We start from the raw sequence: 26,861 nt of genomic DNA, 5'->3' as shown, positions 1-26,861 counted from the left end.
GTCAATTGACAACAGACCGGACAGATTTTACTTCCGGTCTTTGCCGCTTAAATCTCGCTCACTCCACCGTCACACTCTTGGCCAAATTCCGTGGTTTATCCACGTCCGTACCACGCGAGCAGGCGGTGTGATACGCCAGCAATTGCAGTGTCACGGTGTGCAAGATGGGGGACAACTTGCCGTAGTGCTCTGGCATGCGGATCACGTGCACACGCTCGCTGCTGCCGATACGGGTATCGGCATCAGCAAACACGTACAGTTCGCCACCGCGTGCGTGGACTTCTTCGATATTGGATTTCAGCTTTTCCAGCAGCTCATCGCGTGGGGCGATGGTGACTACAGGCATGGCTTCGGTGACCAGGGCCAGAGGGCCGTGTTTCAGTTCACCGGCGGGGTAGCCTTCGGCGTGGATGTAGCTGATTTCTTTCAGCTTCAGCGCGCCTTCCATGGCGATGGGGTAATGCATGCCACGGCCCAGGAACAAGGCGTTTTCCTTGCTGGCAAAACGATCAGCCCAGGCCATGATTTGCGGCTCCAGGGCCAACACGGCTGCGATAGCGGTAGGCAAATGGCGCAGGGCTTTCAGGTAGTCGCCTTCCTGCTCCTGATTCAGATGTCCTTTGACTTGAGCCAGTGCGATGGTCAGCAAGAACAAGGCGGTCAACTGGGTGGTGAAGGCTTTGGTCGAAGCCACGCCAATTTCTACGCCAGCACGGGTGATGTAGGACAGTTTGCACTCGCGCACCATGGCGCTGGTGGCCACGTTGCAGATGGTCAGAGTCTGTTCCATGCCTAGGCTGCGGGCATGTTTCAAGGCGGCCAGGGTGTCGGCGGTTTCGCCGGACTGGGAAATCGTCACCACCAAAGTGCGGGGGTTGGGCACGCTGTCGCGGTAGCGGTATTCGCTGGCGATTTCCACGTTAACGGGGATTTTGGCCAGGGACTCGATCCAGTAACGGGCGGTCAAACCGGCGTAATAGCTGGTGCCACAAGCCAGAATCAGCACATTGTCGATATCCTGAAAAACCTTGTAGGCCTGGTCGCCAAACAGCTCGGGCGTAACGCTTTCAATGTCTTGCAAGGTATCGCCCACCGCACGGGGCTGCTCGAAGATTTCCTTTTGCATAAAGTGGCGGTATGGGCCCAATTCAGCCGCAGCGGTGTGCAAATGCACGGTGTGTACGGGACGATCAACGGTGCGGCCGTCCTTGTCCATGATCCACACTTTATTGATCTGCAGATCGATCACATCACCGTCTTCCAGGTAGATGATTTGATCGGTGGTTCCGGCCAATGCCAGGGCATCCGATGCCAGGAAATTTTCGTTCTGGCCCACGCCGACGACCAGGGGCGAACCATGGCGAGCACCCACCACACGATGCGGCTCATCCTGGCAGAACACAGCAATGGCATAGGCACCGGTCAAACGGCGAATAACCTGCTGCACGGCCTCGAACAGGTCACCGTTGTACAGGTGGTCGATCAGGTGAGCGATCACCTCAGTATCGGTTTGGCTCTCGAACACGTAGCCTATGTTTTGCAGCTCGGTGCGCAGTTCGTCATGGTTTTCGATAATGCCGTTATGCACCAGCGCAATACGCGCTTTGCCCTTGCCGGAGAAATGCGGGTGGGCGTTATGAGTCGCCGGTGCGCCATGGGTTGCCCAGCGTGTGTGAGCAATGCCGGTAAAGCCTTGCAGTTGATCCGCCTTGACCTGCTCTTGCAGCTCGGCCACGCGCTGTGTACTGCGTGCCCGCAACAACTGGCCCTGCGCATGAACAGCAACCCCGCAAGAATCGTAGCCCCGGTACTCCAGGCGCTGCAGCCCCTCCAGCAGCACGGGAACAATATCGCGTTGCGCCACTGCGCCAACAATTCCACACATAGCCAACTCCTGTTCATGGCCCCTTTTGGTGGGCCAGCTAATCAATTCAATCCGCCTATTCTGATCTGAAACACAAAAAATTTTATGTCTATTTTTTTTCTAAAATGAATTAAAATTTCATTTAATAATCGATATGAAAGAAAAACAAATTTCATTTTATTTAACGGAATTTTATTTCATCATAGATAGATAAACATTGTCATGATTGAACTGGACGAGCTGGACTTACGCATTCTGGAGCAGCTGCAAAATGATGCTTCCATCAGCAATCAGGCGCTGGCTTTGCGCGTGCATGCCTCTGCCCCAACTTGCTTGCGGCGAGTACGTCGTTTAAGTGAACAAGGGGTGATTCGCAGGCAGGTCGCCTTGCTGGATCCGGAACAACTGGGCCCCAGTTTGACGGCGATTGTAGAGATTACGCTGGACCGTCAGGGTGAAGAATATCTGCAGCAATTCGAGCGCCTGATGGCACCGGAAACTGCGGTGACGCAATGCTATCGGGTCTCTACTGGCGTGGATTTCATTGTGATCCTGCAGGTCAGCGATATGACGGCATATCACAAGCTGGCTCATGCCCTGTTCACCAACCAGGCAAATATCCGCAATATTCGCAGCTTCTTCTCGATTCATCAGGCCAAGTTCGAGACACGAGTCCCTTTACCTGCGGCGAAGATCTAAACCAGGCCAAGTTTTTACGCCGAAACGCTATCGGCAAAGAACATGGCTGTGGCTGTGGCTGTGGCTGTGGCTGTGGCTGTGGCAGGAATTAAAACACACGTGAAGGTCAGCACAAGAGCAAAGAGTAGAACGCGCAGAAGCAGATTAAAACAGCCGCGTTCAGGTTCGTGCGCGTTGTTGCACCAGTTGCTGATACAGACGCAGGTAACGCTGCACCATGACAGCGGGGTCATGCTCCTGCTGCACCCAGCGATGTGCCAGTGCGGCCTGTTGCCGCGCGGCCGTCGGATTGCTCAAAGTGTCGTCCAAAGCCTGGGCGATGGCTTGCGCATCCCCTACCGCGCATAAGGTACCGCGCCCATTGTCCAGCAGCTCGCTCAAGCCCCCCGCCATCGTCGCCGTCACGGGAACGTCATACACGAACGCATCCAGGACACTGGAACCCAGGGCCTCATGCCGGGAACTCAAGACAAAGCCATCCATCAGGCGATACGCTTGTTCAGGGCGAGCTTCAAAACCCGCCAGCTTGTAGCAGGACTCCAGGCCCAATTGCACAATCAGTTCCTGTGCCGCTAAGGACTCGGAACCGGGTGCACCAAAATGCAAAAACACAAAGTCCTGACGACGCTGATACAGGGCATGAACGGCACGGATCAAGGTCAAGGAATCTTTCTCTGCCGTCAATGCTGCCATCGTCCCCAGAACGTGCAAGCCTTGCGGATTCCAACGCTGCCGCAAGTGGTTCACATAGGCGTCGTCCTGCTCCACATATTCAATGGCGCTGGGAATCACGTCTACAGAAAAACCCAGGCGACGCGGCTCGGCTGCCGCTGCCTGACTGATGGCCACCAGGCGATCCGCCTTGCGCCATTTCCAGCGCGTGCGGCGCTCTTTGGAACTTAAGGGGATGCTTGCTTGCCGCCCACTACGCTGCTCGATACGTTTACGATCAACCGGAAAAGCCGTGCGACGTGTAAAGACGACCCGCTTGGGCAGCCAGAAATGCAGCAGGGCCAACCAGCTCATGCAGGACGCGGTTTGAGAGTGGACGATATCAAAACCACGGCCATGTACCAGCAAGTAGCGCAGTGCGGCACCCACAGAAGCACACTCCACCACGCTCAAGCCCTGCTCTTTGGCACGCTTGGCCAATTCCTCATCGCGTCTGGCCAGCAAGCTGACCTGATGGCCAGCCTGCTGCATATGCAGCAGACTCAACAAGGTCTGCCGCTCACCACCGCGCCAGCCGCGCTCGAAATTAAGCTGCAGAATGCGCATGGCGACCACCAAAAATCCGCCCATCCGGGCTTGCTACGCCACCAAAGCAGGCAGCACGACTCCCCTTGCAACGCAAAGGGAGCCATACCAAAGAGGGGCTAACACACATCAAGATTTACGAACCGGGCGCTTCCAGCCGGACACGCTGCGCTGTTCCGAACGCGACAGGGTCAACTGATCATCCGGTGCATTGCGCACCAAGGTCGTACCCGCACCAATCGTTGCGCCACGGCCTACGGTCACAGGGGCTACCAACTGCGTATCGGAGCCGATGAACGCATCGTCACCAATCACGGTGCGGAACTTGTTCACGCCGTCGTAATTGCAGGTGATGGTGCCCGCGCCAATGTTCACACGCTGCCCCACATCGGCATCACCGATATAGGCCAGATGATTGGCTTTGGAGCCTTCGCCCAGTTGGGTGTTCTTGATTTCCACGAAGTTGCCTACGTGGGTGTGATTGGCCAGCACAGCACCTGGACGCAGGCGGGCGTAAGGGCCGATACGGGCTTGTTCGCCAACCTGGGCTTGTTGCAGATGGCTGAAGGCTTCGATCTGTGTACCAGCACCGATGGTCACGTCACGCAGCACGCTATGCGGGCCAACACGCACGCCGTCTTGCAGCACGACCTTGCCTTCAAACACGCAGCCCACATCAATGAACACATCGCGGCCACATTCCAGTGTGCCGCGCAGATCAAAGCGGGCCGGGTCAGCCAGTGTCACGCCTTTTTCCAGCAAGCGACGGGCCTGCTCGGCTTGCCACAAACGCTCCAGCTCAGCCTGTTGAATGCGGCTATTCACACCCAGGGTTTCCCAGCCAGCAGCGGGTTGAGCAGCTTGCACCGACACGCCATCGGCAACCGCCAAGGCGATGATGTCGGTCAGGTAATACTCGCCTTGTGCATTGTCATTGGTAATGCGGGTCAACCAGTCTTTCAGGCGGGCCGTGGGCGCCACCAAAATGCCGGTATTGACCTCTTTCACGGCACGCTCGGCGTCGTTGGCATCTTTGTGCTCAACAATGCGTTGCACGGAACCGTCAGCACCGCGAATGATGCGGCCATAGCCGGTGGAGTCTGCCAGCGTTTCAGTCAATACAGCCACGCCTTGGCCACGCGCGGCCAACAAGCGTCGCAAGGTGTCAGCCTGGACCAGAGGGACGTCGCCATACAGAACCAGCGTGGCGTCATCTTGCTGGTCGCCACCGACCAGTTCAGGCACAGCCTGTTGTACAGCGTGGCCCGTGCCATGTTGAGGTTGCTGCAAGGCAAAGGCCAGCTCGGCCTGAGCGAAGGTTTGCTGAACGCGCTCGGCGCCATGCCCCACCACGACCACAACTTTTTCCGGCTCCAATTCACGTGCGCTGTCGAGCACGTGGGCCAGCATGGATTTGCCGGCGATAGGGTGCAGTACTTTGGGCAGGTCAGACTGCATACGCTTGCCCATGCCTGCTGCCAGAATCACGATATTAAGCATAAAAATTTACCTACTAGGTTGGTCGATCCGTTTTTTTGGTACTACTTTTGGTGCTGCGCGTGGCGGTTTTTTTAGCCGCCGTTTTGGTGGCCGCCTTGGCCGCCGTTTTAGTCGCTGCTTTTGCGGCCGTTTTTACCGGTTTGGCTGTTGCCGGAGCACTGGTCTTGGCAGAAGTCTGGGCATCGGCGGCGGCCGGTTTAGGGGGCTTGGCCGACCCGGCCGCTTTGGCCTTGGTCGCCTGCTGGCGATAGTTTTCCACCTGCTGCATCGATGCGGCTGTAGCGGTCGCCATGGCATCGAATTGCTGTTGCAGCATGTTCCACCACGCTTGCGCAGCGGGATTACCTGCACCTGCGTCCTGCTGAGCGCCGGGCTGTTTATCTTTGGAGCTGTCCTGATTGGCAGCCGCGTCGGGCTGTGGCGACGCTTGTTGTGGCTGTGCCGATGCTTGCTGGAAGGCCGTTTGCGCTGCGGTTTCAGGCTGACTGACCCCAGGCTGGGTGCTCGAGACACTGGCGGCACTCTCGGCCGCTGCAGCACCGGCCGCCATGGGATTGAAAGCCATAAAGGCTTCAAAAGGATTTTTCCCACCAGCAGCCTGGGTGCCTTGCTGCGCCATGGTCTTGATCGCCGCCAGGGTGGAGCGCTGAATCTCCAGCCCCTGGATGGTGGTGCTCAGCATGGACAGGTTCAACTGCAACCAGCTCTCCACTGCACGCAAGTCACGGATACGGCGATCCAGATCATCAGGGGACAAGCTGGGCATCATGCCCGAGCCGACATCGCCCGCTCCCCCGCTGGCCATGTTTTTCCAGGCCTGCGCCATCATATCCATGCTGCGCAGCAATGGATTGTTGCCGCTGCCCAGGGCATTGAAATCAGGTATACCAAAAGGATTCGGGTTCATGCGTCGCTCCCATCAGGTTGGTGCCTGCCCGGTAATGCCCAGGTTCAGGCCAGCTTGTCCAGATGCTGCTTGATGCTGTCGATCAGCACCACTTGCGCTTCCAGGGTGAACAAATCTGCTTCTATCATTTGCCAGGCTTCATCCAGCGTCAATAAGCGAAACTCACTAACCTCGCCGTCCATATTGCGGGGCCGCACATCGTCAGCCAGCACGCAATCGCTAACCAGGGCGTTCTCCACCTGATAGCCTTCCGGCAGGCGACGATGCATGCGCAAGGACACGCGCAAAGGGGTGCAATTGACCAGCACGGACTCGGCCAAACCTGCTTCTTCATAACTTTCGCGTATGAGGGAGGTCTGCAACGATTCACCGCTGACCGCCAATCCCCCGACCAGCGTGTCCCACATATTCGGGTCTGTCGATTTGGTGGGGGAACGACGCGCGGCCCAGATTCGGCCGTCTGTGGACCAACCATTCAAATGCACCGCTTGCGTCAGAAAACCCAAGGGCCGCACGGCACCACGTTCAATGCGGGACAGACATTGCCCTTCTCCGACCACGTCCAACAACTCGTCACGCCAGGCCCGGATGCAACCGCCTTCCTGCAAACGCAAGGCGACCTGATCCAGGACCTGAGCCAAGCTCAGTTCCTGGCTGGGGCAATCGCTCAGACGCAAGACATCTTCTTCAATCGAGACCCCGGGCAAGGGCTCAATACAACGAGCGGCCTTGGGGGTGATCCATCCGGCCACGCGCCCATCAACAGTGACAGGACGGCTGCCCGGCGGGGGCAATTGTTGCAGCTGACTGGTCAGGCTGGCCATGCGCTGACGCAAGGCCTGAGTAAGTGATCGGTTCTGGAACAAAGTCATAGTCGGCGATTGTAATTCAAGCCTTGCTCCGTTACGGCTTTTGTAGCGTTTAGTCCAACCTTGTCGTCTAGGGACATACCCTGCCCTTGAAGGCTAAAGCAAGTTCTATATAATTTCCGTGAACAAATAAGCAATTAAAAACTTCGAGCGGACCAGCACTTAGCTGCCACAAGCCCGCCACTGCAACACAGCAGTTTCTTCCAGCGTTGGATTTTTCGGAGCGTTGACGCAGCCGAACCCCGGTTTGGCATGGCAACACCAAAAGAGGGACAACAATGAAGATGTGGAGAAGTTTATTTGCTCTGACCGCCTGTTCGACGGCAGGGCCTAGCTTGGCTCAGGTCACCAATATGGAAGGTGGCCCCCGTGTCAATCAGCTCAATTTGCATAACGGGGTTACCCCCATCGCCCAGGACATTGCCTGGCTGCATTGGATGATGCTGATTATCTGTACCATCATCTTTATTGGCGTGTTCGGTGTGATGTTCTATTCCATCATCCGGCATCGCAAGTCCAAGGGTGCAATTGCCGCGCGCTTTCACGAGCACCTGGGGGTGGAAGTAGCCTGGACTATCATCCCCTTTCTGATCGTGATCGGCATGGCGCTGCCTGCCACCAAAACGGTGGTGGCCATGAAGGACACCAGCAGCGCCGATCTGACCGTCAAGGTCACGGGTTATCAGTGGAAATGGGGCTACGAGTATCTGGACGGCCCGGCCACTGGCGTGAAATACCTGTCCAACCTGTCCACCCCCCGCGCCCAGATTGAAGGTCGCGAACCCATTGGCCCCAACTATCTGATGGAAGTGGACAAGCCACTGGTCGTGCCGGTCAACAAGAAAGTGCGCGTCATGCTCACTGCCGAGGATGTCATCCATTCCTGGATGGTGCCCGAGTTTGGCGTCAAGCAAGATGCCATCCCTGGTTTTTTGCGCGATACCTGGTTCCGTGCGGATAAGGTCGGCACCTACCGTGGCCAATGTGCCGAGCTGTGCGGCAAGGACCATGCCTACATGCCCATCGTGGTGCAAGTGATGGAGCAAGACGACTACGACACGTGGGCCAAAGAGCAGAACGACTTGATGACTGCCCAGGCCGACGATCCCAATAAAGAGTGGACAAAAGACGAGTTGATCGAGCGCGGCCAACAGATCTTTGCGCAAAACTGCGTGGCTTGCCACCAGGCCAACGGTAAAGGCATGCCCGGCACCTTCCCCGCTCTGGATGGCGATACGAAGTTTGTCCTTGCCCCCAAAAAAGGCCAGATTGACACGGTGTTAAATGGTCACCCTGGCACCGCGATGGCTGCCTTCCGCAATCAACTTAACGACGTTCAGATTGCAGCGGTCATTACCTACACACGCAATGCCTGGGGCAACGCGGGCAAAGGGCCTGATCCTGTCGTGATGCCCGCCGATGTCCAGCAACAGCGCTAATTCTGCGCGCACCGCCTATCACACTATCAATCCATCCCTGATACGGTCAGGGGGAGTGCAGCAAGGAGTCAAGCATGAGTAGCGTCACCGTCGACCATGTAGCGAACCCGAGCGGACATGATGATCACCATCATGCCCATGCCACCCCTAGCGGCTGGCGTCGCTGGCTGTTCGCCACCAATCACAAAGACATCGGGACCATGTACCTGATCTTCTCCTTTGTGATGTTGCTGGAGGGCGGCGTGCTGGCCTTGCTGCTGCGTACTGAACTGTTCCAGCCGGGCTTGCAATTTTTCCGGCCCGAGCTGTTTAACCAGTTCACCACCATGCACGGCCTGATCATGATTTTCGGCGCGATCATGCCGGCATTTGTGGGCTTTGCCAACTGGATGATTCCGTTGCAAATCGGTGCCTCGGACATGGCCTTTGCCCGCATGAACAACTTCAGCTTCTGGCTGCTGCCCGTAGGCGCGATTCTGTTTACCGCATCTTTCTTTGTGCCGGGCGGCGCACCTGCCGGTGGCTGGACCATGTATGCACCGCTGTCCTTGCAGATGGGCCCCGGCATGGACTTCACGATTTTTGCGGTTCACATTCTGGGCGCGTCCTCCATCATGGGAGCCATCAATATTGTGGTGACGGTATTGAACATGCGCGCCCCTGGCATGACGCTGATGAAAATGCCGCTGTTTTGCTGGACCTGGCTGATTACCGCGTACCTGTTGATTGCGGTCATGCCTGTGCTGGCCGCTGCCGTGACCATGCTGCTGACCGACCGCCACTTTGGCACCCACTTCTTTAACGCAGCCGGTGGTGGCGATCCGGTTCTGTACCAGCACATTTTCTGGTTCTTTGGTCACCCCGAGGTCTACATCATGATCTTGCCGGCCTTCGGGATTGTGTCGGCCATCGTGCCGGCCTTCTCGCGCAAGGCCCTGTTTGGCTATGCCTCCATGGTGTATGCAACCGCCGCCATTGCAATTCTGTCCTTCCTGGTGTGGGCGCACCACATGTTCACCACCGGCATGCCAGTAACCGGGCAGTTGTATTTCATGTACGCCACCATGCTGATTTCCATTCCGACCGGGGTGAAAATCTTTAACTGGGTGGCCACCATGTGGCGCGGTTCGCTGTCTTTTGAAACGCCCATGCTGTTTTCCATCGGCTTTATCTTCGTGTTCACGATTGGCGGCTTTACCGGCCTGATCCTGGCCGTAGCCCCCATTGATATTGCGGTTCACGACACCTATTACGTGGTGGCTCATTTCCACTATGTGCTGGTAGCCGGATCGCTCTTTGCCCTGTTTGGCGGTGCCTACTACTGGCTGCCCAAGTGGACAGGCCGCATGTACAACGAACGTCTGGGCAAGATCCACTTCTGGTCCACCATGATCTCGTTCAACGTGACCTTCTTCCCCATGCACTTTCTGGGCCTGGCAGGCATGCCACGCCGCTATGTGGACTACGCCGGTCAGTTCACGGATTTCCACCAGATTGCCACCATTGGCGCCTTCTGGTTTGGTCTGTCGCAACTGCTATTGATCTACATCGTGATCCAGGCCGCTCGCGGTAAAGGGGAAGTGGCCAGTGCCAAGCCCTGGGAAGGCGCAGAAGGTCTGGAATGGACGGTGCCCTCGCCTGCCCCGCATCACACCTTTGAAGTCCCCCCTGTCGTCAAGTAACACTGGAGGAACGCCCATGACCCCCGAACAACGCCGTCGCAACCGCCGTCTGGGATTGCTCCTGGCCGTGTTCGTCATTGCCATCATGGCCTGGACCTTTCTAAAGGGCAGTCAATTTCTAGGACAGTGATATGGATGACGATTTTCGGGACCTCACACGGCGCAAGCTCAGTTTTTTCCAGACATTGAAAGCCATTGCCTGGGGTTTTTTTGGAGTCCGTCGTGGCAGCGACCATGAACAGGACATTGCCAAGATCAATCCGGTCTATCTGATTATTGCCGCCTTGATCGCCACGGTTGTTTTCGTTGTGGGCCTGATTATGGTGGCCCGCTGGTTCATTGGTCAGGCCGGCTGAACCCTGGCCGGATACTGTGCCCCAGGGCACATGACCCGAAGGAGAACACTATGCATGTCGAGACTACGGCTCACCCATCCAAGGCGCCGTATTACTACGTCCCCGGCTTGTCGGGACACCCGGTACGCGCCAGCCTTTCCCTATGTCTGACGCTGCTGGGTGCGGCAACCTGGATCAATAACTGGCCGGGCGGTTTCTGGGTGTTCCTGGTCGGGATTCTCAGCTTCCTGCTGGTCCTGTTCTTCTGGTTCAGCGACGCCGTGCGTGAATCCGAAACGGGCCTGAACAGCACACGCGTAGACATCTCCTATCGCTGGAGCATGTCCTGGTTCATCTTTTCCGAAGTCATGTTTTTTGCCGCCTTTTTCGGGGCGCTCTGGTATACCCGCGAAATTTCCACACCGCTGTTAAGCGATCTGGATCACCGCGCCCTGCTCTGGCCGGACTTTACCGGGACATGGCCCAATCAGGGGCCAGCGGGCACGATCGCTCCGTTCCAGACAGTTGGCCCGCTATGGCTGCCAACGATCAACACGGCTTTGCTGCTGACCTCGGGCGTTACCCTGACCATCGCTCACCATGCACTGCGCGCCAGCAAGCGTAGCAGCGCAATCTTCTGGCTGTTCATGACGGTCGCACTGGGCTTTGCCTTTGTGGCCTGCCAGGCCTACGAGTACCTGCACGCCTACGCCGAACTGAACCTGAAGTTCACCTCCGGCGCCTATGGGGCCTTGTTCTATATGCTGACGGGTTTTCACGGCTTTCACGTGATTATCGGTGCCACCATGCTAACGGTGATGCTGATACGGTTGATGCGCGGTCACTTTACCGCCGAGCACCACTTTGGTTTTGAAGGTGCCGCCTGGTATTGGCACTTTGTGGATGTGGTGTGGTTGGGCTTGTATCTGTACGTCTACTGGTTCTAGTGATTCATGCCCCAGGCCCATTTCTTCGGGCCTGGGTTTTTACTTCAGGCCAAGGGCACGCCGGTGCTTTCAATCCAACCCAGATAATGGGCCAGCAACACAAACAGGAACAGGGCCACGGACAAGCCCACTCGCCAGGTCAAGGCATAGGCCATGCGATTGGAGTTACCCCGGTCCCGCATCAAATACACCAGGGCCGAACCCAGCGACACAATAATCCCCAGAAACACGATCAGAACTAGCACACGCATTACGTCTCCCCCGCTTCAGGTTGAATGGATGTCCAGCAACAATTCTCGTTCTTCTTCGACTCGACCCCTGCTTGCCCTGGTTTGTCTGGGTTTGCTGATGCTGCTGTTCATTAGCCTGGGGCGTTGGCAACTGAGCCGCGCACAGGAACGTCAAAGCCTGGCACAACAAATTGAACAAGGCCGCCAACAAGCTCCCCTTCATATTGATTCCCAGGCCAGCCTGGATAAAGGTGCCTTGTGGCAGTCTGTCGCCGTGCACGGCTCCTGGCGCAGTGAGTTAACTGTACTCCTGGATAATCGCAATTTCAAAGGTAAGCCGGGCTACTGGATTGCGACTCCTTTTGTGCTGGACGAAGGTGATCTGGCAGGCTCCAGCCTGCTCGTACTCCGAGGTTGGCTGGCTCGCGTACCGGGACAGGCGCCTAGCGTACCGGACGCACCGTCCGGCTCCGAGACCATCTCCGGTGAATTGCTGGAACGCGTGCCGCGTCTGTTTGAGCTAGGCAGCAGTCCCTTGCCCGAGCACTTGCCCAGCCCTTCTGGTACGCCCCCTGTGGTGCAGAACCTGGCCCTGGAAGATCTGCGCAGCCGCATTGATATGCCTGTACTGCCCCGTGTGCTGGCCCAGACCGCCCCCGCCTCGCAGTTACAAACCAACTGGCCCGACCCGAATATCGACTTTGAAAAGAACCGGGGCTATGCCCTGCAATGGTTCGGTTTTGCCCTGATTGCCCTGTGTGCCTGGATCGGTGTAGCGTGGAAATGGCTACGACGCTCCAGACCCAACTTTGCCCCTACAAGGAAAACCTGACGTGGACACGACTCAAACCCCTGCCCGCCCGCGTTCCCTGACTCCATTGTATCTGCTGCTGGCAGTCAGTCTGGCACCGGTACTGTTTGCGCTGGCGGCCTACTACATGCCTTCGTTGGGGCTGCGGCCTGAGCAAAGCAATGCCTATGGTCAGTTGATTGAGCCACAACGTAGCGTACCGACACCTGCCACCCTACCCTTGCAGACTCTGCAAGGCGAGGCCTTTGATCTGCAGTCCCTGCGGGGCCGCTGGGTACTGGTCAGTGCCGACGAGAGCGCCTGCCCCGAAAGCTGCGTACGCAAGCTGTTTATCCTGCGCAACTCCCATGCCAGCCAGGGTAAGAATGTAGACCGACTCGCCCGCGTCTGGTTTGTGACGGACCAAGGCCAGCCTTCGGAACAAATTCTGGAAGCCTATCTAGGCACTCATATGCTGCGCGCCGATCCGGGCCAGTTGGCCGAGTTTCTAGCCCCTGGAACCGACAGCCGTGCTGCCGAACAAGCTGTCAAAAATGGCATGTGGATCATCGACCCCAATGGCAATTTAATGATGGTTTTCCCCGGTGATGCCGACCCTATCAAAGTTCGCACCGACATACGCAAACTGCTGAACAACTCACGCATCGGATAAGTTTATGGCCGATATCCGCCAACGCTACCGCAAACTGGTCTACCTGACCTGGTTCCTGACCTTGGACCTGATCATGTTCGGCGCTTTTGTCCGTCTGACAGATTCGGGCCTGGGCTGCCCGGACTGGCCCGGTTGCTATGGCAAACTCTCGCCGCTAGGCGCGAGCGCACATATCGAGCAAGCCTATCAAGCCATGCCTTATGGCCCAGTCAGTTGGGGCAAGGCCTGGATTGAAATGATTCACCGCTATGTGGGCGCGGCCTTGGGCATGTTGATTATTGCCATCGTCTGGATGGCCTGGCGGCATCGTCACACCTTGGGCCATTCGGCTCGGCTGGCCCTGTTCACCTTGCTGGCCGTCTGCGTGCAAGGAGCCTTTGGTGCCTGGACCGTCACCCACAAATTGATGCCTATTATCGTCACCACCCACTTGCTGGGCGGCATGAGCGTACTGGCCTTGATGACCTGGCTGGCCGTACGCGAGAACCCTGGCCCGCCGGTCTCTCCTGTCACCCGCCGCTGGCGACCTTGGCTGATTGGCGCCTTTATTCTGCTAACGATTCAGATCGGCCTGGGTGGATGGGTCAGCACCAACTATGCGGCGCTGGCCTGCATGGACTTTCCGCAATGCCACGGCCAATGGATACCCGAGATGGATTTGCATGGCGGGTTTTCGCTGTTTCGCGCGCTGGGCGAGCTGCCTTCTGGCGAGATGATTTCCCAGGCTGCACTGACCGCCATTCACTGGGTTCATAGAAATATGGCCTTTCTGGTGTTTCTGATTTTGGGTTCAGTCGCGTGGAAACTGCGCGCCGATCCCGTACTGCGTCGCCCGGCAACATTAGTCCTTTTGTTGCTGTTGGCCCAGCTCATCACGGGGTTAACCACGATCTTTTTCCAGTGGCCTCTTTTGATTGCCGTCCTGCATAATGGGGGAGCTGCCGGTCTCGTTTTATGCTGCGTCACCCTGTTGGTACGGCTTTCCCGCAAGTCGACTGTCCCCCAAGGAATACAGTATGACAAACACCGCTACCCTGGCTCCCGCCTCGCTCCTGCGCCAGTATCTGGTACTGACTAAACCACGAGTCACCCAACTGGCTGTTTTCTGTGCCGTAATCGGCATGTTTCTGGCTGCTCCCGGCCTGCCCGATCCGGGTACGGTGGTCGCAGGCACGCTAGGCATATGGATGCTGGCGGCTGCCGCCTTTGCCATCAATTGCCTGATCGAAAGCCAGATTGATGCCCGCATGCTGCGCACCGCCCGACGCGGTACGGCACGCGGCACCATTACCCCACCCCAAGTGCTGGCCATGTCCGGTTTGCTGGGCGGCATAGGCATGCTGGTGCTGTACTACTGGGTCAATCCACTGACCATGTGGCTGACCCTGGCCACCTTCATTGGTTACGCGGTGATCTATACCGTGATCCTCAAACCCCTGACCCCACAAAACATCGTGATCGGTGGTTTGTCCGGTGCCATGCCGCCTGCTTTGGGCTGGGCCGCCATCGCCAACGCTGTACCGGCAGAAGCCTGGCTGCTGGTGCTGATTATCTTTATCTGGACGCCCCCGCACTTCTGGGCCTTGGCGCTCTACCGTCAACACGACTACCAGCGCGCCGGCCTGCCCATGCTGCCCGTCACCCATGGCAAAACATTTACGACGCTGCATGTGCTGCTCTACAGCTACATCCTGATGGCCTCCAGCCTGCTGCCCTTTATCATCCGCATGAGCGGCCCTCTGTACCTGGTTACCGCCCTTTTGCTGGGCGCCCGTTTCATTCAATACGCCCATCAACTACACCGCCACTACAGCGATGAACTGTCCCGTAAGCTGTTCCGCTTTTCCATCATTTATCTGGCGGTTCTGTTTGGGGCGCTGCTAGTGGATCACTGGGTGCGCTTGATCTGAGCAACACAAGGTGTAATACGTAGACTTTTGAGACATGTTGGAAAAAACACTATTTTTCGACGTATCTCAAAAACATGTCTATCGCTTGTACACATAATCCATATGTGTTTAAAAAATAGAAAAAAATCGACATATCAGGCAGGTCTCAATAGAATTCATAGCGTGATCCACATGTTTCTTTAGGGACCTAAGTATGTTCAATCCACAAGTGCCGTACAACGATCTGCCCCGGCTCCCACCACAAGCTGACATTGAAACCAAGGCCATTCTGAAAGCCTGTATCCAGGCACAGGCATCGTTAGCAGAATTAAAAGGCATGGCAAAGCGCATTCCGAACCAGGAAATGCTGATCAATATCATCCCCATGCTGGAAGCACAGGCAAGCTCAGAAATCGAGAACATCGTCACAACGGCAGACCGGCTCTTCCAATACGCGAACGACGCCTCGAACACACAGGCTGATCCGGCAACAAAAGAAGCCCTGCGTTACCGTACAGCGTTACACAAAGGGTATCGCTCCCTCAAAGAAAGACCTCTGACAACAGCCACGGCTGTGGACATATGCCAAACGATCAAGGGTGTGGCCATGGATATCCGCAAGGTGCCAGGAACCGCCTTGATGAATGATGCAACCCAGCAAATTATCTATACCCCACCTCAAGGAGAAGCGACGATACGTGATCTTCTCTCAGACTGGGAGAACTTCATTCATCAACAAAGAGATATCGACCCTCTTGTTCGCATGGCAGTCATGCACTATCAATTTGAAGCTATCCACCCGTTCAGTGACGGTAATGGACGAACGGGCCGGATACTGAACCTGCTGTTCTTGATCTCTGAAAACTTGTTGGAAGTCCCTATCCTCTATTTGAGTCGTTACATCATTCAAAATAAGCAGGAGTACTACCGTTTACTCCTGCAAGTAACAACAGAGCATCAATGGGAACCGTGGATTTTGTACATGTTGGAAGCTATCCACCGCACATCTGAATGGACCGCTGCAAAAATCAACGCAATCTGCGACCTCATAGACAACACGCGGGAGCGACTTCGCAACGAAGCCCCGAAGATATACAGCCATGAACTGGTTGATCTAATTTTTATGCAGCCGTATTGCCGAATCCCAAACCTAGTGGAGCAAGGAATTGCACAACGGCAAACCGCATCAAAAATACTGAAAGATCTTGTCGCCTTGAAAATCCTGAACGAAGTCACTGTCGGGCGCGAAAAGGTCTTCATCAATCTAGGCTTGATGGCCTTGCTAAAGGGAGACAACGCCCGCTAAAAGCAGGCGTTGTCTCTACTCAACTTTCTTGCGTCTTAGGTGGTAACGGCGGCCCTACAAAATTCTCCGCCTCACTCAAAGCATGCGCCAAGCCAAATAGCGGTGGCAGTGCTTCGTGCTGGCGTTGGCCGGACTCGAACTCCTGCCAGACTTGGTAGGCTCGCTGGCGTTGACGCACGACTGCCTCGATCTTTTCACTGAAGATAGGATCTTTGCCACGCAAGGTGTCGAAGTCGCGCTCGGTCAGCATCAGCAGGCGGCTATAGCCCAGAGAGCGGACTTCGCCCGCATGGTCGCTATGCTCGACGACATTCACCTCGCCAATCGTCTGCCCTGTTCCCAATTCGACCAGACTGCCATCGGGCAAGGTCAGCTCCAGTGCTCCGGAAGCCACAAAGAACATGACGCGCATGCCGCCGTAGCGCAGATGAATCTTCTGGTCCGGCAGAGCCAGACGTGGGCGCAAGCGTCGCGCCAGTTCTTTTTTGGCCTGCTCGGAAATGCCATCGAACATGGGCACCTGGGCAATCAACTCCATGGCACTCATGGTCATGTCCAGAGTGGGACGCTCCTCCAGATAGCGCCAGCGTTGCGTGATCTGTTTGACCAGATCCGCGTACATCTCGCTGGTAATCAGAGAGTGCGACAGCATGGTGCGATAGTGGGCTCGCTCTTGTGCCGCCGCCACTCGTGCCAGATAGGATTCCTGCAACCATTGTGCAAACACAGGGTATTGCAGCGTCAAGGAATGCAAGGCATCTTCCAGTTGCGACAGACGCAATTTATGGGCCTGCACAATCGTACCGGTGGCCTGCTGCCCCAATAAGGGAGCCAGCTCCGTTTGGGCAAACTGTATCAAACGCTGGGCCACTGACCGCTTGGCGATCAGGTTCGAGAAACGCTTGTCCAGTTCCCGGACCAGCCAGCCTTGCCGGCCAAATAGATAATGCAAGCGCAACGCATAACGAAACCCTCGGGAGTAACGCAGGTCTGATGCAATGGCGGCCTCAAAACCAGCCAAACCCGCCTGACGCACCGTATCGTTCATGCGCTCGGCCCGGCTTAACAAAGACTCGGCTGTTTTCCAGTCCACAATCTGCGATTTCAACTGCTCGTAAAACAGCTCCACTTCACGGGCCGATAGAATCGCCATGCCCATTTTCACTTTCTGCGCCTCGGTCAGGCTTTGGATCTGACCCGACGCCACACCGGCCTGACTGACCTCAAAAACGGTACACAGGCGCTCGATAACTTGTGGCTTGATTTGCTCTTGCCGACCCAGTTCCTCGGTCTTGTCGCGCAGCTCTTCCAGGGCCAGACTCACCGCCTGATCGCGCAAATGGCGCTCCAGAGGAGTCAGTTGGTTCAGACCCAAACGACGAATCAAAGGCCGCAGACTGATCCCGTTCACAAACAAAGTCAGCAACACAAAGCCCGTCGTGGCCACGCCGATGAACTGGCGCACATCATGCGGGATAGCGTGTTGCTCGGTGACGGCCAAGGCCAACGCCAAGGAGACAGCACCACGCAGCCCACCCCACAGAATCACCACCCGATAGGGACGACTGACTCGGGTCCCAAAGCGGGTGCGCCCCAGCAAGGGCAACACGGCAAACACCATGACAGCCCGTGCCAGCAAGGTCACCACAAACAGCAAGGCGACCAGGCCGATCTGCATCCAGGTGATTTCAGCCATCAGGCGCGGAATCAACATGGCAGCAAACAAGAAGATCAAGGAATTGGCCAGAAAGCCCATCTGGGACCAGGAGCTGCTCAAGAGTTCGAAAGTCGCGGGCGACATGCGGGTGCGGCCTGTGGAGCCCACCACCAAACCGGAGATGACCGTGGCAACCACACCAGATACACCCAGATAGTGCTCGGACACAAAAAAGGCCAGATATGCCAAGGCAATGGTCAGCGTCACTTCCGCTGCGGGCCAGCCTCGTAACAGCACGAACAGGCCACTGGCCAGACGCCCCATCAGGAAACCCGCAACACCACCGCCCAAGAAGCTGAACAGGAAACTGCCCAGCACGGTGCTGCCACTTAATTCGCCACCGCCGGTCAACACCGCCAGCAGCACCGAGTACAAGGCAATCGAGGCTGCGTCATTGAACAGGGCCTCGCCCTCGACCAGCGTGGACAGACGTTTAGGCGCACCCACTTCACGGAAGATACCCACCACAGCGACTGGGTCTGTGGTGGCCACAATGGCGCCCAGCATCAAACAGACCACCAGCCCATAGGAAGAGGCCACGTTCAGGGCATAACCCACGGCAAAGGTACAGACCACCACGGCCACAATGGCCATCATCAAGATGGCGCCTATATCATCGAGCAACCTACGCAGGTTCATGGCCAGCGAAGTCTCGAACAGCAAGATAGGCAGGAAGGCGTAGAGGAATGTCTCGGAGGAGATGTCGAAGGCTTGCAGGGTGCTCAGAAAGTCCGACACCATCTTGGGTGCCCAGGCATGCAGATGCAACAGGATGCCCAGCGCAAAGCCGATCAGAGCCAAGAGTACGGAGTACGGCAGTCGCAAGCGTCCCGCCAAAGGCGGCATAAAGGCAACCAGCCCCAACAGGCCTGCCAACCCAAACACAAACTGCCCAATCTGCATCGCGACATCCTTTGTCATCGGCATTGAGTCTACCGGCATGTACCTACGCATTCAGGCGTGGACAGGCCAGATCGACACGGAAAATCCCCCCGCTTTCCGCATAAGGCAGAATAGCGCCTTTTCCCCGCATCACAGCCACCGAACTATCTTTTTCTCGCAAAATTTACGTTTTTTGGCCTCTGGCCCCGCACCCAGAGCCACATCTACACAAAGATACGACAGCGAGCCGGAATCTGCGCCAACGCAAATTCGCCTTTGACATAACTGGTTATACTTTCGCATCATGAATTTTCCGCGTCCCTTTCCTGCTGCGACTCGCTGGCCCCATCGTCTGGGCCTGTGCTTGTTGTTGCTGGCTGTGGTGCTGCGCGGAATCGTGCCTGCGGGCTACATGCCCACGCAAAACGATCAGGGCTATGCCCTGGCCTTCTGTTTGCCTTCAGGACAAAGCCTGCCCCCTGAAATGGTGCAGCACTGGGCAGCCTTGTTGGGCGAGGACACCGCTGACCACTCGGACGAGGCTACTACCAGCGCCACCTGTCCGTTCTGCGTCATGCTGCAAGCCGCGTTGACGCCCGCGCCTGTGGCTGTCGCCACACCCTTGAGCCTGGGCCACTTCCGGCCCTTCCTGCTTCCCCCGCTTAATCCCGCCCTGGCACAGGCCTTTATTCGTGGCCCGCCGGTGGGACAACGAGCCCCACCCTTTCTTCTTCCTGCCTGATTTCCCGCGTTCGGCTCTGCCGCTGCGCCTTTTCTCTTTTGCTGCTATTGCCCAAGCGGGTTTGCCGCTGGGCGACGGCTGCTCTTCGGAATTTAGTCATGAAGAAATTAGTAAACCCCGGCCTGATCAGCGCCGGTGTTCTGGCCTGTGTGCCCTCTATTGCCCTGGCCCAATCCACCGTTATTGAACAACTCAGCCCCATTGTGGTGACCGGGGTGGCTCCTGAATCTCCTTTGCAGTTCAGCACCAATCCCAAACTGCCGCGCCTGCCCCTGCCCGCCAGCGACGGCACAGACTACTTGAAAACCATCCCTGGCTTTGCCGCCATCCGTAATGGCGGTAGCAACGGCGACCCGGTGCTGCGTGGCATGTTTGGCTCGCGCCTGAACGTGCTGACCAATGGCAGCTCCATGCCTGGTGCCTGCCCGTCGCGCATGGATGCGCCCACCTCCTACATTTCGCCCCAATCCTTTGATGAGCTGACCATCATCAAAGGCCCACAAAGCGTGCGCTGGGGGCCAGGCGCGTCTGCCGGGACGGTACGTTTCGAGCGCAAAGCGCCTGGCTTTACCGAAAGCGATGCCACGCTGGACGCCAGCATCCTGGGCGGCTCGGCTGGTCGTCACGCAGGCAATGTGGACTTTGCCGCTGGCAATGCCTCTTACTATGCCCGCCTGACCGCCAATCAGGATCGCGCGCAAGACTACAAGGACGGGGATGGTGAGCGTGTGCCTTCGCGCTGGAAAAAATGGAATACAGACGTCGCCATTGGCCTGACACCGGATGCCGATACCTTGCTGGAGTTAAGCGCAGGCACGGGTGACGGCTATGCCCGCTATGCCGGTCGTGGCATGGACGGCACCAAATTCAAGCGCGAAACCTTGGGTCTGCGCTTCCAGAAAGACATGCATGAAGGCGTGCTGCGAAATGTGCAGGCCCAGTTGTATTACAACTACGCCGATCACGTGATGGATAACTACGAGCTGCGCCCCTTCAAGCCCAGCGGCGGTATGTCCATGCCTATGGCTTCCAATGTGGACCGCCTGACCTGGGGCGGCCGCTTCAGCATGGACTGGGCCTTGAGCGACGACCTGACGCTCACCACCGGCGCGGATGCCATGCGCAGCCGCCATCGCAAACGCAGCGCAATGGGGATGCAGGACTACCGTGATCAGGATTGGGTAAAAGATGCCGAGTTCGACAATATCGGCATCTTCACCGAGGCCCGTTGGGATCTGAATGACGCCAGCCGTTTGATTGGTGGTGCGCGTCTGGATTGGGCCAGCGCCCGCGATCTGCGCCCCAGCCTGGGCAGTGGCATGATGAGCAAACCCAACCCCGGAGCCAACGAGCGCCGTCGGGAAACCCTGCCCAGTGCCTTCTTGCGTATCGAGCATGATCTGGATTCCCTGCCTTTGAGCCTGTACGCCGGTATTGGTCATGTGCAGCGCATGCCGGATTATTGGGAACTGATTTCCCCGGCCAGCGGTCCGCAAGGCAGCCCCAGTGCCTTCCTGGGGATTCAACCTGAAAAGACCACGCAGCTGGATTTTGGCGCGCAGTACAAGGATGAAACGGTATGGGCCTGGGCTTCTGCCTATATCGGCCAGATTCAAGACTACATCTTGTTCGACTACCTGCCCGGCGGCATGATGGGCAAGAAAACCCAGGCCCGCAACGTCAAGGCCCGCATCATGGGCGGTGAATTGGGTGCGGACTGGAAAGCGACGCCCAACTGGACCTTGGGCGGCAGCCTGGCCTATGCCTGGGGCCGAAATAGCACTGATGGCCGCGCTCTGCCACAAATGCCCCCGCTGGATCTGCGTCTGACAGCGGATTATGTGCAAGGTCCTTGGTCCGCAGGCGGTGTCTGGCGCATTGTGGCCAAGCAAAATCGCTATTCGCAGGGACAAGGGAATGTGGTGGGTTACGACTTTGGGCCTACCGGCGGTTTCAGCACCTTGTCGCTGTACGGCGGCTACAAAATCAACCGCAATCTGTCTGTGACAGCCGGTGTGGATAATGTGTTCGACAAGACCTATGGCGAACACCTGAATCTGGCCGGGAACAGTGGGTTTGGTTTTGGGGCAGCAAGCCGCTTTAATGACCCTGGTCGCACCGTCTGGCTACGCGCTGCTTTGACCTTCTGATCGTTTTTGCCTGCTAGGTCAGATGGACTCGGCAGGCAAAAAGGCTGAAAAACCAGGGCAAAAAAAAGGGACACCTAGCTGGTGTCCCGTAAACATCCGCTTCAAAAGGGAGGGGAAGAGGAGAAGCCGAAGCGGATGTGCAAATGCCGAATTGCATAGGTGGCAAAAATCAGCAAATGTATTGTTTAGTCCGCGAAGATCAGCTTAAGTTCTGCCGGTTTCCCTGGAAATTTGTAACTCTTTAAAACGACTTAAACTGCTGCCGCCAAAGCGACACGCAACTTCTTGAATGCAGCCACTTCGATCTGACGGATGCGCTCTGCCGACACGCCGAATTCGGCAGCCAGATCGTGCAAGGTCGCGCCACCATCGTCCTGCAACCAGCGGGCGCGCACAATGCGCTGCGAACGCTCGTCCAGCGTGTCGATCGCTTCTTCCAGGCCGCTGCCTTCCAGCATGTCCTGAGCACGACGTTCCAGCACACGCGAGGGTTCCTCCTGCCCTTCGTCGGACAGGTAAGAAATAGGCGCGAAATGGTCATCGTCGTCATTAGTCGGGGCTTCCAGAGCCATATCGTGACCGGACAGACGCACTTCCATCTCGCTGACGTCCTGTGGACGTACATCGAGTTCACGCGCAATCGCGTCTACCTGAGCCGTATCCAGCGTTTGTCCGTCCGGACGCATGCGGCGCAGATTGAAAAACAGTTTGCGTTGGGCCTTGGTGGTAGCCACTTTCACCATGCGCCAGTTGCGCACGACGTATTCATGAATCTCGGCCTTGATCCAATGCACGGCAAACGACACCAGGCGCACACCGCGTTCTGGGTCAAAGCGTTTGACGGCCTTCATCAGGCCCACGTTCCCTTCCTGAATCAGGTCGGCATGCGGCAAGCCGTAACCCAGGTACTGGCGGGCAATGGACACCACCAGACGCAGGTGCGACAAAATCAGTTCGCGCGCAGCATCCAGGTCATCCTGGTCGCGCAGGCGCTGACCCAGCTCGGTTTCGCGTTCGGCGCTGAGCATGGGCAGACGGTTAACAGCAGAAATATACGCTTCGATCGTCCCCAGTGCGCCTGGATTAGACACGGCGGCGACGAGTTCATTACCAGACGCCAGGGCCAAAGCGTTCGCTTGTTGTGTCATGGAAAATCCTTCAAAGGTCAGCCGGCGAGAGCACTCAACAAGGCCCTCAAACCGCCAAAAACGTATTTCAACAATCATTGAGTTTAGCACTCGATGGTCTGGAGTGCTAAAAATTTCGAGTACAGGAATAAGAGCGTCGCAGCAAGAAAAAGTTCACTACTTGAGGGGAAACGGCGGTCAATCGGTGGGCAGAACGCCACAAACAGGCAAAAAACCGTGGCTGCCTGAGAGTAACGCCTTAATGCCCACCTGAAAATAACAAAGTACGACCTTGTTTATCCAACGATCACAGTCGCTCGGCGTGGAAATTCAGATGGTCCTGAATGAAGGTCGAGATGAAGTAGTAGCCGTGGTCATAGCCGTCGTGACGGCGCAGGGTCAAAGGCTGTTTGGCCTGCTCGCACGCCTGCTCGAATACGTCCGGATACAGTTGTTCGGCCAGAAAACCGTCGCTCAAACCCTGATCCACCAAAATTCCGGCAGGATACGGCGTGCTGGTCTTGGCCATCAAGGCGCTGGCGTCGTGCTGTTCCCAGGCCTGACGGTCCTGACCCAAGTAGGCACCAAAGGCTTTTTCACCCCAGGGGCAACGGGTCGGCGCAGCAATAGGCGCAAAGGCCGAGACGGAGCGGTACTTGCCAGGATGACGCAACGCCAGCGTCAAGGCACCATGCCCCCCCATGGAATGACCAAAAATACCCACACGGCTGGCATCACCGGGCAGGATGGTGGTGACCAAATCAAACAGCTCCTGGGTCACATAGCTTTCCATGCGGTAATGCTTGTTCCAGCCCGGTTCAGTGGCATCCAGATAGAAACCAGCACCCGTGCCCAGATCCCAGCCATCATTTTCCCCGTCCACGCCGGCGCCACGCGGGCTGGTATCGGGAGTGACCAGCATGATGCCGTGCTCGGCAGCGTAACGCTGGGCACCGGCCTTGATCATGAAAGTTTCCTCTGTGCAAGTCAGCCCTGCCAGGAAAAACAGCACAGGCACACGGCCTTGCCCGATGGCCTCTGCCAGGCTGGCGGCCTCTTTCTGAGCACCAGCCTGTAGTTGTGGCGGCATATACACAGAAAACCGCATGGGCAAACCAATCGTCTGCGAAGCGTGTTGGTAATAACGCTGCCAGCCATCAAAACAGCGGTGTTCGTTGAGCAGTTCCAGTGTCTGAGTCATAGCCCCCTCTTGTTCTCAATTGCAGATCCGGCCCAAAGCCGGTAGCACACCCCCAGGGCGGCAACGGACTCTGGCACCGGGATAAAGGGTGCAGGCAGCGGCCTGCGCCCTCTTCCTGCGACGTCTATCAGTACATCACCACCGAACGGATGGATTTACCGGCATTCATCAGGTCGAAACCTTCATTAATGCGTTCCAGCGGCAAAGTGTGGGTGATCAGATCGTCGATATTGATCTTGCCATCCATGTACCAGTCCACAATTTTCGGTACGTCGGTACGACCACGAGCGCCACCAAAGGCAGAGCCCTTCCATTCACGGCCGGTCACCAACTGGAACGGACGAGTGGAGATTTCGGCACCGGCCTCGGCCACCCCAATAATGATGGACTGGCCCCAACCACGGTGGCAGCACTCCAACGCCTGACGCATCACCTTGGTGTTGCCAATACATTCAAAGGAGTAATCCGCGCCGCCGTCCGTCAGTTGAATAATGTGGTCCACCACGTTTTCAACGTCATTGGGGTTCACAAAATCAGTCATGCCGAACTGGCGAGCCATGGCTTCGCGCTCGGGGTTGATGTCCACACCAATGATCTTGCCCGCGCCCACCATCTTGGCGCCCTGGATCACGTTCAGGCCGATACCGCCCAAACCGAACACCACCACGTTGGCACCGGCCTCCACTTTGGCGGTAAACAGCACGGCGCCCAAACCTGTGGTCACGCCGCAGCCGATGTAGCACACCTTGTCGAACGGCGCGTCGTTACGAATCTTGGCCAAGGCAATTTCTGGCACCACGATGTGGTTGGCAAAAGTCGATGTGCCCATGTAGTGGTGCACAGGCTTGCCACCGATGGAGAAACGCGACGTTCCGTCCGGCATCAGGCCCTTGCCCTGAGTAGAGCGAATGGCGGTACACAGGTTGGTCTTGCGCGACAGGCAGGATTTGCACTGGCGGCACTCGGGCGTGTACAGCGGGATCACGTGATCGCCGGGACGCAGGCTGGTCACACCCGCGCCCACATCCAGCACCACGCCTGCGCCTTCATGGCCCAGGATGGCCGGGAACAAACCTTCTGGGTCAGCGCCAGACAGGGTGTAGTAATCGGTATGGCAAATGCCCGTCGCCTTGATCTCGACCAGCACTTCGCCCGCTTTGGGACCTGCCAGATCGACCTCTTCAATCGTTAGCGGTGCGCCCGCTTTCCAGGCAACTGCTGCACGTGTTTTCATGTGGTCCACCCTCCGGGTAAAAGTAATTATGGTTACGGCAAACTCGGTCCTTCGGGACCAAACTCTTAAAGTATAGAGAGTATTTTATAAGGCGCTGCCCGGCTGGCGGCACCTTGTATGGGTAAAGACCCGCACAACGTACAGGATTGCCCTCAATACAAAGACGATTTACCCGTCAGCAGCACGCCCAGGCGCAACATACCATAGGCCAGGTAATCAACCAGCCGGCTGAACACCCCCAGACGCTGATATTGCTCCGGGTAGACTCTGGCAGCATTGTGTTCGATCTCGTACTCCAGCTTGGTCTGCAAATTCTGGGTAAATGGCTGATCCTGAATCAGCACATTTGCCTCACGCGCCAGGAGCAGGCTGAACGGATCCAGATTGGACGAGCCCACCATGGAGTAGTCATCGATGACGGCTACTTTGGCATGCAGATAGCTGGCCTTGTACTCGTACAGCTCAATGCCATGATCCAGCAACTGCCCATACATGAATCTACAGGCCCGATATTGCAGGAAATATTCGGCATGGCCTTGCAACAACAAGCGTACTCGCACACCACGTTCGGCGGCTTGCTCAATATGCCGTCGCAAGGTGCGGCCCGGAAAAAAATAGGCATTGGCCAAAATGACCTGCTCTTTCGCCTTGCACAACAACTGCAAATAAGCCTGCTCAATTTGCTGACGATGGCGCACATTATCCCGCAGCAACAAAGTGGCCCGTATGCCTTCAAAGACCTGGCCGGCCTGCTCCGCCTTCTTGCGCTGCTGACGGCGCTTGCGCCATTCGCGCCACAAGGTGAAACGCTGGGTGAAGCTGTCCCAATCCTTGCGTCTGCGCCAGGCCATACGCAGCCATAAAGCCTGCTGCGCCCGCACCATGTCATCGACAATCGGCCCTTCACAGCGCACGGCGAAATCAAAACGCGGCATGCCCTGCCCATTGATCAAGGGCACATCATCAAAGTCATCCAGAATATTAATGCCACCCACAAAACCAATGCGCTCATCGACCACCAGCATTTTCCGGTGCAGTCTGCGCAGGCGTCGCAAGGACAGGCGGGGTTCGCGCCACCCTTGCGGCTTGGGGCGATAAATCCGGTAGCGCGCACGCATGGCCTTTAACTGCTCGGCAATTTGCAAGGCATGCACATCGCTGCCAAAGCCATCAATTACCACGCGTACGCGCACACCGCGCTCACTGGCTCGACGCAAGGCGTCCAAAACACAGTGACCACTATCGTCCAGATTGAAGATATAGGTTTCCAGATGCAGACGCTTTCTGGCCTGATCGATGGCTTCGCAGATAGCCGGAAAAAACTCCTGGCCATTTTGCAGCAAGGTGATTTGATTACCTTCGTGCCAAAGTGGATCGCGCTTCAGACTCGGCATGCTGGCTAGGCCTATACGTTAGGAAAC

At 57.0% G+C, this 26,861-nt stretch carries 24 protein-coding genes; 13 read left to right on the top strand and 11 right to left on the bottom strand.

The window, feature by feature from the left end; all coding sequences use genetic code 11:
* Window positions 1–58 precede the first annotated feature (58 nt).
* Window positions 59–1,885 (bottom strand): glutamine--fructose-6-phosphate transaminase (isomerizing), encoded by a 1,827-nt coding sequence (gene glmS, locus AC6I6N_RS15265; RefSeq protein ID WP_094198052.1) that lies wholly within the window; start codon window positions 1,883–1,885, stop codon window positions 59–61.
* Window positions 1,886–2,086: 201 nt separating this feature from the next.
* Here glmS and AC6I6N_RS15260 point away from each other — a divergent pair, with 201 nt between their 5' ends.
* Window positions 2,087–2,563 carry an Lrp/AsnC family transcriptional regulator gene (locus AC6I6N_RS15260; protein WP_094198053.1) on the top strand — a complete coding sequence of 159 codons (477 nt, stop codon included), beginning with the start codon at window positions 2,087–2,089 and terminating at the stop codon, window positions 2,561–2,563.
* A 159-nt stretch (window positions 2,564–2,722) separates the two neighbouring features.
* Here the strand turns inward: AC6I6N_RS15260 and AC6I6N_RS15255 are convergent, their stop codons facing one another.
* The 4 genes from AC6I6N_RS15255 to AC6I6N_RS15240 form a co-directional block, all read right to left on the bottom strand.
* Window positions 2,723–3,865, bottom strand: coding sequence for a glycosyltransferase family 4 protein (locus AC6I6N_RS15255; protein ID WP_497943611.1), 1,143 nt, complete (start codon window positions 3,863–3,865; stop codon window positions 2,723–2,725).
* A gap of 84 nt (window positions 3,866–3,949) precedes the next feature.
* On the bottom strand, window positions 3,950–5,320 hold the full coding sequence (gene glmU, locus AC6I6N_RS15250) for a bifunctional UDP-N-acetylglucosamine diphosphorylase/glucosamine-1-phosphate N-acetyltransferase GlmU (protein WP_094198055.1): 1,371 nt from the start codon (window positions 5,318–5,320) through the stop codon (window positions 3,950–3,952).
* A gap of 13 nt (window positions 5,321–5,333) precedes the next feature.
* A complete protein-coding gene (locus AC6I6N_RS15245) occupies window positions 5,334–6,227 on the bottom strand; it encodes a PhaM family polyhydroxyalkanoate granule multifunctional regulatory protein (protein WP_108728371.1) in 894 nt (297 codons plus the stop codon).
* Between the two features lie 44 nt (window positions 6,228–6,271).
* The gene (locus AC6I6N_RS15240; RefSeq protein WP_094198057.1) at window positions 6,272–7,099 is read right to left on the bottom strand and encodes an NUDIX hydrolase; all 828 of its coding nucleotides are present in this window, start codon (window positions 7,097–7,099) and stop codon (window positions 6,272–6,274) included.
* A 275-nt stretch (window positions 7,100–7,374) separates the two neighbouring features.
* Here AC6I6N_RS15240 and coxB point away from each other — a divergent pair, with 275 nt between their 5' ends.
* The 5 genes from coxB to AC6I6N_RS15215 all read left to right on the top strand — a co-directional run bounded on the left by coxB (window position 7,375) and on the right by AC6I6N_RS15215 (window position 11,499).
* On the top strand, window positions 7,375–8,535 hold the full coding sequence (gene coxB, locus AC6I6N_RS15235; protein WP_094198058.1) for a cytochrome c oxidase subunit II: 1,161 nt from the start codon (window positions 7,375–7,377) through the stop codon (window positions 8,533–8,535).
* Between the two features lie 74 nt (window positions 8,536–8,609).
* Window positions 8,610–10,217, top strand: a complete 1,608-nt coding sequence (ctaD, locus tag AC6I6N_RS15230) for a cytochrome c oxidase subunit I (RefSeq protein ID WP_094198059.1) — start codon at window positions 8,610–8,612, stop codon at window positions 10,215–10,217.
* Window positions 10,218–10,233: 16 nt separating this feature from the next.
* The gene (locus AC6I6N_RS15225) at window positions 10,234–10,347 is read left to right on the top strand and encodes a cytochrome oxidase small assembly protein (RefSeq protein WP_219003578.1); all 114 of its coding nucleotides are present in this window, start codon (window positions 10,234–10,236) and stop codon (window positions 10,345–10,347) included.
* A 1-nt stretch (window position 10,348) separates the two neighbouring features.
* Window positions 10,349–10,573, top strand: coding sequence for a DUF2970 domain-containing protein (locus AC6I6N_RS15220; RefSeq protein WP_094198060.1), 225 nt, complete (start codon window positions 10,349–10,351; stop codon window positions 10,571–10,573).
* Window positions 10,574–10,623: 50 nt separating this feature from the next.
* Window positions 10,624–11,499, top strand: a complete 876-nt coding sequence (locus AC6I6N_RS15215; protein ID WP_094198061.1) for a cytochrome c oxidase subunit 3 — start codon at window positions 10,624–10,626, stop codon at window positions 11,497–11,499.
* 44 nt (window positions 11,500–11,543) lie between these two features.
* On the opposite strand, the gene AC6I6N_RS15210 is transcribed toward AC6I6N_RS15215, so the two are convergent.
* Window positions 11,544–11,750: a twin transmembrane helix small protein gene (locus AC6I6N_RS15210; protein WP_042485541.1), complete on the bottom strand. Its 207-nt coding sequence runs from the start codon at window positions 11,748–11,750 to the stop codon at window positions 11,544–11,546.
* A gap of 28 nt (window positions 11,751–11,778) precedes the next feature.
* On the opposite strand from AC6I6N_RS15210, the gene AC6I6N_RS15205 reads away from it, so the two are divergent.
* The 5 genes from AC6I6N_RS15205 (at window position 11,779) to fic (ending at window position 16,387) form a co-directional block, all read left to right on the top strand.
* Window positions 11,779–12,561: an SURF1 family protein gene (locus AC6I6N_RS15205; protein ID WP_094198062.1), complete on the top strand. Its 783-nt coding sequence runs from the start codon at window positions 11,779–11,781 to the stop codon at window positions 12,559–12,561.
* A gap of 1 nt (window position 12,562) precedes the next feature.
* A complete protein-coding gene (locus AC6I6N_RS15200; protein ID WP_094198063.1) occupies window positions 12,563–13,192 on the top strand; it encodes an SCO family protein in 630 nt (209 codons plus the stop codon).
* Window positions 13,193–13,196: 4 nt separating this feature from the next.
* A complete protein-coding gene (locus tag AC6I6N_RS15195) occupies window positions 13,197–14,270 on the top strand; it encodes a COX15/CtaA family protein (protein WP_094198064.1) in 1,074 nt (357 codons plus the stop codon).
* Window positions 14,209–15,102 carry a heme o synthase gene (gene cyoE, locus AC6I6N_RS15190; RefSeq protein WP_230019412.1) on the top strand — a complete coding sequence of 298 codons (894 nt, stop codon included), beginning with the start codon at window positions 14,209–14,211 and terminating at the stop codon, window positions 15,100–15,102. Before AC6I6N_RS15195 ends, cyoE begins: the two co-directional genes overlap by 62 nt.
* 193 nt (window positions 15,103–15,295) lie before the next feature.
* Window positions 15,296–16,387: a protein adenylyltransferase Fic gene (gene fic / locus AC6I6N_RS15185; protein WP_497943610.1), complete on the top strand. Its 1,092-nt coding sequence runs from the start codon at window positions 15,296–15,298 to the stop codon at window positions 16,385–16,387.
* Window positions 16,388–16,406: 19 nt separating this feature from the next.
* On the opposite strand, the gene AC6I6N_RS15180 is transcribed toward fic, so the two are convergent.
* Window positions 16,407–19,007: a cation:proton antiporter gene (locus tag AC6I6N_RS15180; protein WP_108728367.1), complete on the bottom strand. Its 2,601-nt coding sequence runs from the start codon at window positions 19,005–19,007 to the stop codon at window positions 16,407–16,409.
* A 283-nt stretch (window positions 19,008–19,290) separates the two neighbouring features.
* On the opposite strand from AC6I6N_RS15180, the gene AC6I6N_RS15175 reads away from it, so the two are divergent.
* The gene (locus AC6I6N_RS15175) at window positions 19,291–19,728 is read left to right on the top strand and encodes a DUF2946 family protein (RefSeq protein WP_125277187.1); all 438 of its coding nucleotides are present in this window, start codon (window positions 19,291–19,293) and stop codon (window positions 19,726–19,728) included.
* Between the two features lie 98 nt (window positions 19,729–19,826).
* Entirely contained in the window at window positions 19,827–21,878 is a 2,052-nt protein-coding gene (locus AC6I6N_RS15170) for a TonB-dependent copper receptor (protein ID WP_497943609.1), read from the top strand.
* Window positions 21,879–22,129: 251 nt separating this feature from the next.
* Here the strand turns inward: AC6I6N_RS15170 and rpoH are convergent, their stop codons facing one another.
* The 4 genes from rpoH to clsB form a co-directional block, all read right to left on the bottom strand.
* Window positions 22,130–23,026: an RNA polymerase sigma factor RpoH gene (gene rpoH / locus AC6I6N_RS15165; protein ID WP_094198069.1), complete on the bottom strand. Its 897-nt coding sequence runs from the start codon at window positions 23,024–23,026 to the stop codon at window positions 22,130–22,132.
* Window positions 23,027–23,312: 286 nt separating this feature from the next.
* On the bottom strand, window positions 23,313–24,206 hold the full coding sequence (gene fghA, locus AC6I6N_RS15160) for an S-formylglutathione hydrolase (RefSeq protein ID WP_121739899.1): 894 nt from the start codon (window positions 24,204–24,206) through the stop codon (window positions 23,313–23,315).
* Window positions 24,207–24,333: 127 nt separating this feature from the next.
* On the bottom strand, window positions 24,334–25,440 hold the full coding sequence (locus AC6I6N_RS15155; protein WP_094198071.1) for an S-(hydroxymethyl)glutathione dehydrogenase/class III alcohol dehydrogenase: 1,107 nt from the start codon (window positions 25,438–25,440) through the stop codon (window positions 24,334–24,336).
* Window positions 25,441–25,592: 152 nt separating this feature from the next.
* The gene (gene clsB, locus AC6I6N_RS15150; protein ID WP_094198072.1) at window positions 25,593–26,834 is read right to left on the bottom strand and encodes a cardiolipin synthase ClsB; all 1,242 of its coding nucleotides are present in this window, start codon (window positions 26,832–26,834) and stop codon (window positions 25,593–25,595) included.
* Between the last annotated feature and the right edge of the window lie 27 nt (window positions 26,835–26,861).

The sequence above is a fragment of the Alcaligenes sp. LTN-3 genome, from assembly GCF_059735605.1.
Note: the sequence above shows the minus strand (reverse complement) of the source record. Positions and strands in the feature narration are given on the sequence as shown.